Origin of the sequence: uncultured Brachyspira sp., from assembly GCF_910578695.1 — a bacterium.
Classification (GTDB): Bacteria; Spirochaetota; Brachyspiria; order Brachyspirales; family Brachyspiraceae; genus Brachyspira.
Window position 1 is genome coordinate 44,426 of record NZ_CAJTQJ010000013.1, and the last position, 9,707, is coordinate 54,132.

11 protein-coding genes are annotated in these 9,707 nt (G+C 32.0%); 1 reads left to right on the plus strand and 10 read right to left on the minus strand.

The features are described 5' to 3' along the window. Window positions 1–12: 12 nt before the first annotated feature. The 9 genes from QZ288_RS05585 to QZ288_RS05625 all read right to left on the minus strand — a co-directional run bounded on the left by QZ288_RS05585 (window position 13) and on the right by QZ288_RS05625 (window position 7,876). On the minus strand, window positions 13–885 hold the full coding sequence (locus tag QZ288_RS05585; RefSeq protein ID WP_295156146.1) for a class I SAM-dependent methyltransferase: 873 nt from the start codon (window positions 883–885) through the stop codon (window positions 13–15). A 23-nt stretch (window positions 886–908) separates the two neighbouring features. Beyond that, the gene (locus tag QZ288_RS05590; protein WP_295156148.1) at window positions 909–1,709 is read right to left on the minus strand and encodes a flagellar motor protein MotB; all 801 of its coding nucleotides are present in this window, start codon (window positions 1,707–1,709) and stop codon (window positions 909–911) included. 19 nt (window positions 1,710–1,728) lie between these two features. After that, entirely contained in the window at window positions 1,729–2,520 is a 792-nt protein-coding gene (locus tag QZ288_RS05595) for a MotA/TolQ/ExbB proton channel family protein (RefSeq protein ID WP_295156150.1), read from the minus strand. A 48-nt stretch (window positions 2,521–2,568) separates the two neighbouring features. Beyond that, window positions 2,569–2,793, minus strand: coding sequence for a flagellar FlbD family protein (locus QZ288_RS05600; protein WP_295156152.1), 225 nt, complete (start codon window positions 2,791–2,793; stop codon window positions 2,569–2,571). A gap of 53 nt (window positions 2,794–2,846) precedes the next feature. Continuing rightward, complete coding sequence (gene flgE, locus QZ288_RS05605) at window positions 2,847–4,172, minus strand: flagellar hook protein FlgE (RefSeq protein ID WP_295156155.1); 1,326 nt, start codon at window positions 4,170–4,172, stop codon at window positions 2,847–2,849. Window positions 4,173–4,319: 147 nt separating this feature from the next. Further along, window positions 4,320–4,622 carry a flagellar motor switch protein FliN gene (gene fliN / locus QZ288_RS05610; protein ID WP_295156157.1) on the minus strand — a complete coding sequence of 101 codons (303 nt, stop codon included), beginning with the start codon at window positions 4,620–4,622 and terminating at the stop codon, window positions 4,320–4,322. A gap of 578 nt (window positions 4,623–5,200) precedes the next feature. Beyond that, window positions 5,201–6,253, minus strand: coding sequence for a flagellar motor switch protein FliN (gene fliN, locus QZ288_RS05615; RefSeq protein ID WP_295156159.1), 1,053 nt, complete (start codon window positions 6,251–6,253; stop codon window positions 5,201–5,203). 4 nt (window positions 6,254–6,257) lie between these two features. Then, window positions 6,258–7,289, minus strand: coding sequence for a flagellar motor switch protein FliM (fliM, locus tag QZ288_RS05620; RefSeq protein ID WP_295156161.1), 1,032 nt, complete (start codon window positions 7,287–7,289; stop codon window positions 6,258–6,260). Window positions 7,290–7,327: 38 nt separating this feature from the next. Continuing rightward, window positions 7,328–7,876, minus strand: coding sequence for a flagellar basal body-associated FliL family protein (locus tag QZ288_RS05625; protein WP_295156164.1), 549 nt, complete (start codon window positions 7,874–7,876; stop codon window positions 7,328–7,330). A gap of 246 nt (window positions 7,877–8,122) precedes the next feature. Between QZ288_RS05625 and pyrR the strand changes: the two genes are divergently transcribed. Beyond that, window positions 8,123–8,650, plus strand: coding sequence for a bifunctional pyr operon transcriptional regulator/uracil phosphoribosyltransferase PyrR (gene pyrR, locus QZ288_RS05630; protein ID WP_295156167.1), 528 nt, complete (start codon window positions 8,123–8,125; stop codon window positions 8,648–8,650). 38 nt (window positions 8,651–8,688) lie between these two features. Here the strand turns inward: pyrR and QZ288_RS05635 are convergent. Continuing rightward, window positions 8,689–9,707: hypothetical protein (locus tag QZ288_RS05635; RefSeq protein ID WP_295156170.1), on the minus strand; the 1,019-nt coding region annotated here is incomplete at its 5' end.

Sequence of the window (9,707 nt, forward strand, 5' to 3'; positions counted from 1 at the left end):
AAAATAATTTTTTTAAGAGTAAAATCTTGCATATATACCGCAAGGAAGAATTATATCAGAGTTTTCTACAGGAAGCCCTATTTCTCCGCTTTCAAAAGTTCCGCTATGCTTTATAGAAGATGATAAAATATTTTTTAATGATATATGAGAAAAATTAGCAGTATAGCAGTTGATTAAAAATAGAATAGGGGAGTTTGATAAGAGTTTAATGCATTCTTCTACCAATCTTGTTAAACTAGTTTCTATCTGCCAAAGCTCTCCATTAGGTCCTCTGCCGTATACGGGAGGATCCATTATTATAATATCATATTTTCTTTCTCTTCTTACTTCTCTTAAAACAAATTTAATGACATCATCTATAATAAACCTTACCTTTTTATTTTGAAGATTATTAATTTCTATATTTTTTTTGGCATGCTCTACTATTTTTTTAGACGCATCTATATGAACAACTTCATCGCAGTCAGCATAAGCACAAGCTACCGTTGCACCTCCTGTATATGCAAATAGATTTAATGCCTTTATTTCTTTATCTTTATGAAGAGAAGATTTTTTTTCTTTGATTTTTTCTATAATAAACTGCCAATTAACAGCCTGCTCTGGAAAAATACCTATATGTTTGAAATTAGTAAATTCTATTTTGAATGATAAATCTTGATATTTAATGATAAAATTATCTCTCGGCTTATTTATATACTGCCAATAACCTCCGCCCTTATCAGAACGATGATACACAGCATCTAAATTATTCCATTTGCTTAGCTTCTTAGACCAAATAACTTGAGAATCAGGACGCGATACTAAAAAACCGCCTATATTCTCAAGTTTTTCGCCTTCACCGCAATCTATAATTTTATAGTCTTCCCATTTATCAGCCAAGAGCATTTTATTTCTTATTTTGTACTTTTTTATCTCTGATTATAATATGTAACATCATTTCTTACTATAACGATATCAACCCTTCTATTTAAAGCCCTTCCGTCAGGCAAATCATTGGACGCCATAGGTCTTGTATCAGCATATCCTGCAATTGAATACTTATTTCTATCTAATGCTCCAGCTTGATCATTTTCAAATATCTTTTCCAAAACAACCATAGCCCTTGCAGAAGAAAGCCCCCAGTTATTTCCAAATTTTTCTTCGGTAATACTTCCGGGAATGATAGAACCTGCATCTGTATGTCCTTCTATTCTTACATCATTTGGCAAACCGCTGAGTATAGAAGCTAATTTTATAAAAGTTTCAACATTATTTTGATTATCAATTAAATTAGTTGAAGCAGATTCAAAATATCTGTCTGCACCAAGACTTATAATGAATCCTCTTTCATTTTCTTCCACCCTTAATTTTCTGCTTTTAATTTCTGATTCCAAAACAGAAACAGCTTTATCAATACTTTTTCCTACAGAATACCCTCTGTCAGTAGAAGGCAGAGTATCTACACTAGCACCGCCGTAAATAAGCTTGCTTTGAGATAATGTGCTTCCGCCTGTCATAACACCGAATGATCCTTGAAATGCTGTAGCAATAAGCTGTATAGAAGAATCGCTTACCGATGTAGACATTGTAGAAAGCAGCAATACGAAGAATGTTAATACTAATGTTACGAAGTCTCCGTAAGTTTGTAACCATAAAGGAGCGGAAGGACCGGGTACTTGAGCCTTATCGCCGGCTTTTTTAGCTTTTTTACCAAATTTAATAGTAGCCATTATTTACCTCTATAAATTATTATCTGTCTCCAACTTGTTCATTAACTTTCTGACGCTGATTTGGAGGAAGAAAAGATACTAGCTTATCTTTTACTATTCTAGGGTTATCTCCTGCCTGTATGGATAATATGCCTTCAATCATAATACTCTGAACAGTAGCCTCTGATGAGTGTCTTGCAGCAAGTCTTCCAGCTATAGGAAGAGCAAAACCATTAGCAATAACAGAACCGTAGTATGTAGTAATAAGTGCTACAGCCATACCGCCTCCTATCGCTTCAACACCGCCGCCGCCGCCCAAACTTCTAAGCATTATTACAAGTCCGATTAATGTACCAATCATACCCCAAGCAGGGAATAAAGAAGCAGCATCTTCAAATACCTTTCTAACAGAATCGTGTCTAGCCTCTAAGTTATCTATTTCCGTATTCAAAATATTTTTTACAAGTTCAGGATCAGTTCCGTCTACTATAAGCTGCATTCCTTTTTTAAGCAGAGGATCTGAAATCTCTTGTATATCATCTTCTAATACAAGCAGTCCTTCTCTTCTTGCCTTTTCAGAAAAACTCAAAAGAGTTATAATTATTTGTGCTTCATCATAACCAGGCTTATTCAAAAGCATTTTAATAGCTTTAGGTACGCCCAATACAGTGCCGAAGTCATTAGCCATTATTAATGAGTTGGCACCTCCTCCTATTACAATGATAATAGAAGCAACATCTATAAAGTGCTGAACAGTACCGCCGCTACCTATAATACCAAATAAGTTAAGACCAATCGGAAGGAAAAGACATATAGGTACAATTATATCCATATTTTACTCTCCAACTAAAATTTTCTTTAAAAAATTAACCATAATTTTTTATTCTTCATCGCCGTAAAAAGACGGCTTTTTTATATTATCTTCATTAACTATTCTAGTTCTGTACTCTATTATTCTTCCTAAAACGGTATCAAAACTATCTTTAGTTACTACCTTTCTTCCAGATAACATTGTTATTACTAAATCAGGAGTCTCCTCCATAAATTCTATTTGATGCGGATTTACATATAATATACTTCCGTCAAATCTTGTTATATGTATCATATATCAGAAACTCCTAATCCTATTATACTATAAAATCATAAAAAGTCTATATATTATCTCTTAAGCCCTATAACTTCCTGAAGCATCTGGTCTGCTGTAGTTATAGTTCTAGCATTAGATTGAAAGCCTCTTTGAGTTACTATCATATCTGTAAACTGCTCGCTCAAATCAACATTAGACATTTCTAAAGTACCTGCTTTAATAGAACCTCTTCCTTCTGCAGCAGCTACGCCTATATTTGCAGGACCTGAGTTATTGCTTTCTACAAATAAAGTATCTCCTGATTTCTCTAAACCGCCTGCATTATTAAATTTAGCTAATGCAACCTGTCCTAATGTTTTTCTGTTTCCATTAGTAAATACTCCTGTTATCTGTCCGCTGTCATCAAAGCTAAATCCTTCAAGCATACCCATACCATAACCGTCCTGCTCTATGGCTTTAGTAGTTGATGGCGATTCAAATTGAGTAATACCATTAAATAAACCAGCCTCTCCTAAAGTAAGATTAATAGTCTGATTTACTTCCCCTTCTGTTCCCTGATAAGTGAAAGATACATTAGGCATTAATACGCCTTCAGTTTGAGTATTAGCACCGTCGCTTACAGAAATTAAAGAACCAGCATCATTAAATACTAATTGAAAAGTATTATTTCCGCCGCCTTCTACAGGGTCTCCCGCTGATATGCTTACACTTCCTTCAGTGGCATCAGGTATATCTATAACCATATCCCATCTGTTAATATCTGTTCTATTGAAAGTAGCTCTTAATTGACGAGGTATTCCTGTAGAATCATATATTGTTAAATCTGACTGATGTGTTTCTCCGCTTTTTTGAAGGTTGCAGAAATATTTAGTATTAGCTGTAGCTCTTGCTGGATCTTTTGAGCCTACAGGTATAATTAAATCTTCAACTCCTGCAGCAGTATTTAATTCCATCTCCCCTGTTTCAGGATTAAGTACTGCATTCCAGCCTTGTACTTTATAACCTATAGAAGGATTAACTAAATATCCGTTTCTGTCCAAAGAAAAAGCACCGTTTCTAGTATAAAAAGAATTATTGCCTCTTTTTTCAATAAAGAAACCTTCTCCCTGAATAGCTAAATCAGTGTTTACACCTGTAACTTGTAAAGCACCTTGAGTATGTATAGTATCTATAGTTGCAACCATCATACCTAAACCTACTTGCTGAGGATTGATACCGCCTCTATCCTCTTGCGGCTTAGCTGCTCCGCTTAGAGATTGGCTTATCATATCCTTAAAAGTAACTCTGCCTCTTTTAAATCCGTAAGTATTAACATTAGCTATGTTATTTCCAACTACATCCATTCGAGTTTGATGATTTTGCAAACCAGACACGCCGGCAAATAATGAACGCATCATAAGGCGTATTCCTCCAAAATTTAATATTTCTTATAAGTATTTTCGGTATAATTAAAATTTGCTTAATATTTTTTTATGATGTTTAATTAAAATTGTACCAGACTAGTATGATTTAATGCACATTAGGTTTAGATATTAAAAATTAAATTATTGATTTTTATTAATGGATGTATAAGCAGGATCAATTATATCTGTAATTCTAACTCCGAAACTTTCATCTATTACTACAACTTCGCCTTTTGCTATTAACTTTCCATTAACCAATAAATCTATAGGTTCTCCTGATAATTTTTGAAGTTCTATGATAGAACCCTCGCCAAGACTTAGGATTTCTCTAACACTTAATTTTGCCCTTCCAAGTTCTACTATGACATTAATAGAAACATCCATAAGCAAATCGATATTGCTGTGCGGCATATTATTATCAGAAGCATTTTCTATATCACTCATTATTTTTAATACCCTTTATAATGATATATTACAGTATATATCTTTATAAAATAATTTTCAACAAAAATAATGATTTATTATTACTGCTATTTAATAATGAAGTTATAAGCTAATTTCAGACAAGTTTATCTATAGCTAATAATAAACAATGATTTTAAATACTTGAAAACTCAATATAAAAATTTTGAGTGCCTGTTATTCACGAAATGGAGGAGATAATTAAAAATAATAGTTTTTATATATAATGATATTTAACTAATCAAGTCTTAGCTAGCAGCACCAAAGACGGCAAATCGGCGAACAAGTTTTTTTTAATAAAGAAATAAAAAAACATAAGCAAATATGTAAATAAAATATTCTATTAATTTTGATCGTTTCTTTTGACTTATTTTATATATTCAAATATTTTTTTGATATACTAATATATATAATAGAAATATTATGCTTTTGAATTATTGAATTAAAAAAATTTTTTTAAAGCAATAGTAAAAACCAAAATATAAAAAATTGCGGGCATATAGTCTCTGGTAAATGACTAATACCCGCAGCTTTTATAATTATTTTAATTTATTTTTTATTTATCTAGGTTTATTAGTAAGTCTGTCCATAGGGTTAATAATATCAGTAACACGAACACCGAAGTTTTCATCTATTACCACAACCTCGCCTTTAGCTATTAATTTTCCATTAACAAGCAAATCTACAGGCTCGCCTGCTAATTTTTGAAGCTCTATAATAGAACCTTCTCCAAGTCCTAATATATCTCTAATAGTCATAGTAGCTCTTCCAAGTTCTACAGTCATGTTCATGGTAACATCCATGAGCAGTCCTATATTGCCAGTGCCTTGTACATCGGAAGCAGGCATTAAAGAATTAAATTCTGCATGCTGCACACCTAATTGAGGGGAAGAATCAAAGGCTTGATTATCTACAAGTCCTGACATTGAATTGCCTGCCTGAGTATTTCCAGCAGATGTATTAGAAGCTGAACTCAATAAACTTTGTAGTAACGGCAGTTCTAAAGCAAATACATAAGGAGCTCCGTCTACTTCGCCTTCAATAGATATAGATCCGCTTACTATAGCTAAAGGACCTTGTATATTTATACTAAAAGCATCTTCAAGTATAGAAGTTTCTATAGGCTCATTAGTAAAATTACCTCCAAATCTTGAAGATAAGGCACTATCAGATACGCCAACCATCTGAGAGAAAGCTTCTTTTAATACCTGAGTTACCATATCATTTAAAGCAGCTTCTTTCTGTCCCATCATAAGAGATGCAATTGCCAAAGCTTCATTTTCTCCCATATAGTAGTAAACATTTCCATTAATAGAACCTGTATATCCTACTTTAGCTTCTACCATTTTTCCAGAGAGCATTTGATGCAAATTATTAACATCACCTACTGTAGTAGTAATATTAGTGATAGATACTGTTTTAGTAGAGATAGAAGATAGTGAAAAAGCCTGATTTTCAGCTATCATTTTAGCAGCTTCATTAAAGAGCTGTTTATCTACATTTCCTCCGCCGTTATTAGCAGCTTTAGGGGCAGCGTCTCCTCCGAAAGCATCATCAGCACCTTTAAGCAAAGCTTCTATTTCATCTTGAGATAATGCACCATCACTCATCATAACCTTAATCCTCCTCTTTTAATAAATCGTCTTCGGTCATATCAGCCTCTCCATCCATAACACCTGTAAGCTGAACAGCCATTCTGCTGCCTGATATACCCGGACGGCATAAGAATTTCTTTCTGTTTCCTATCTTGAATATAACAGGATCTGTAATCTTAGTATCAGTAAATTTAACAACATCGCCTTTCTGAAGATTGAGAATATCTGACAGCGGTAATTGCATAGATCCCAGTTCCGCCGAAGTTTCAACAAATATATTCTGTAATTTTTCTTTAATAATTTTTAAATTCTCGCTAGTGCTTCCTCTTCTAACAGATGCATACCAATATTGAGCTGAAAATTTAGAAAGTATCGGCTCAATAGTAATATACGGTATACAAAAGTTCATCATACCTTCAACATCAGCTACCTTAGTTTCCAAAGTAATTAATACAACCATATCATTAGGGCTAACCATTTGAGCAAATTGCGGATTAGTTTCTATAGAACCAAGTCTAGGTCTTAAATCTATTACCTGCGACCAAGCCTCTCTCAGGTTGCCTAATATTCTTACTATAATACCCTCTATAACAGACAGCTCAATATCGGTAAGTTCTCTATTAATATTTTTAGGGCTTTCGCCTGGACCTCCGAATAATCTATCAATAATTGTAAAAGTGATAGACGGATCAATCTCCAATATAGAACTGCCTTTTAATGGGTCCATACTAACAATAGCTAAAGTAGAAGGATTGCTGACGCTTCTTATAAACTCTTCATAAGTAAGCTGATCCACACTTGCTACGTGAATGCCTACCAAAGTTCTTAACTGAGCAGATAATGAAGTTGTAGTAACACGTGCGAAGTTTTCATGCATCATCTGAAGCGTTCTAATTTGGTCTTTTGAAAACTTATCAGGACGTTTAAAGTCATATATCTTAATCTTTCTATGTTCTACTTCTACGCGTTTAGTGTCAATATTATCTAAACTTTCACCAGATGATATAGCACTTAGTAATGCATCTATTTCGCTTTGTGACAATACTTCTGTCATACGAGTATCCTTCTATAAATATTTTTCCTTTCTTGTAATTAGCTTAATAAGAAGTTATCAAATAATATACCATCTATTTGACCATTTCTAAGCATACTATTAATTTCCCTTTTAATATCAGCCTTTAACTGCTCTCTTCCTTCATTAGTTCTAAGCTGATCATAAGTATAAGAACTAAGTATTGTTGTAATTCTGTCTCTTATCATATAGAATCTTTCAGGAAGCTCCACAGCAAGCTGTTTTGCATTAGTAGTATATGTTAATATAACACTGACTTTTATATATCTTGCTACATCTATGTCTGCTGTATTTACATTGAATTCAGGATCTATACGATATATTGATGGCGGAGGCTGTTTAACCATATCATCAACAACACCGCCTTGTACTCCAGCAGCTTTTCCTACACTTTTAGATACAAAAAATGCTATAACCCCAGATATTAAAGCCACAACTAAAATGGCAGCAACTCCCATAAGTATTTTGACAATCATAGGGCTTAAGCCAAATTTTTTCTTTGGTGCAGCTTCGGCTTGTTCCTCTTCGCCTTCTTCCAATTCTTCGTCTAAATTTTCTTCGTCTGCCATATAATTTCCTCTCTTAAATTAATATGTTTGTTTTTTCAATTATATAACAGTAAAATAAAATTATCAACTCTTATGTTAACTTTAATTATTTTTACTGTCCTTATATATAATATCGGTAAAGTAAAAAAACACTTAACATATTTTTTATTCAAAAGTAAAAAAATAATTATGTTGATTTTTTTCCTTTTAATCGTTATAATTTTTTCAGGCTGAAAGATTAATATTAAAGTATTGAAGGAGTATAAAATGAGAGTTTTATTAAAAGCTGAAGAATATGATAAAGTTATTCCTAGATTGGCTGCTGAAATTATTGAAAAAGAGGATATTGAAAAATTGGCTATTATAGGTATAAGGAGAAGAGGGGATTTTTTGGGAGTGAGATTAAAAAAACTTTTAGAAGAGAAAGTTAAAAAAGATATACCTATTGGGGCTATAGACATTAATCTTTATAGAGATGATTTATCTACTCTATCTGAGTTTCCTGAAATTAAAGAAACTGATATACCTTTTGATATTAACGGCAAAACTATACTTCTTACTGATGATGTGCTTTATACAGGAAGAACCATTCGTGCTGCTCTTAATGCTTTATTTGATTATGGAAGACCTAAAAAGGTATCTTTGCTTGTTCTAGTTGATAGATTTGGAAGAGAGCTTCCTATATCTGCTAATTATGTTGGAATTACCCTTAATGTACCAGAGGATCAGTATGTATCTGTTAGAGTAAAAGAATTGGAAGGCGAAGATTTAGTATTGCTGAAAGATAGAAATTAAAAAATTATAATAAAATCTATTTTTATTTATCTATCTAATTAATCTCCGAATTTTCTAAACAAAGATGAATACATATCATAAAATTCTGTTTTAGAGAAATCATTTAAATCTTGAGGAGACATTTTTTCTACAATATTTTTGAAATACCCAAATAGTTTTTTAAATTTATTAATTTCATTTTCTGATAATAATAAATCCTGCTTAGAACTATAAGCATTGTCATTTTCATAGGACTCTTCAGATTCAAATAATTTTACAGCATGATCAAGATCTGACTGAGTAATTTCTCCGTCAAAATCTTCATCATCATCAGTAAGTTTATTTTCTTTTTCTTCCATTAGAATATGATCATTATCATCTCCTAAACTAAACTCTTCTTCAACTGCCACACTGTCATCTAAATTTTCTTTTTCAATAGTTTTTAATTCTTTTTCTTCAGACATATTAGTCTCCTTCTTTAAAAGCTCATCTATAGAATCAAAATGTTCTAAAGATTTAACTTTGACATTATCTTCCTGAATATCATTTTTATTTGTTTTATTATTTATTGGTATAAGCTCTATGCCATTTTCATCATCGCCGCTTATTATTTTTTCCAACATATTTAAGTCGGAATCTTTTATTTCATCTATCTGAACATTATTTATATATACGAGATTTTCTAATTCTTCTTCAGTTATTTCTTCAGCTGTATCTTCCTGATGATATTTATTCTCTTTATTATTTTCATTATTCTCTTCATTATTATCCTCATTAGATAAATAGCTTTTATACATTTCTTTTTCTTCTTCGCTTAATTCATTTTCATCTTGTCCGTCAGCTTTATCTAAATATCCTTCAAACATAGCTTTATCTTCTTCAGATAAATCTTCTTCATTATTAATAATTTCTTCTTCTTCAGTTTTTTTTTGATTATCAGTAATTTCCTCTTCTTTATTTTCTTCTATAGTATTATCAGATATCTCTTCTTTAATTTCTTTGTGTGTATTTTTCTCATTATCTTCATTAGATAAATAGCTTTTATACATTTCTTTTTCTTCTTCGCTTAATTCATCTT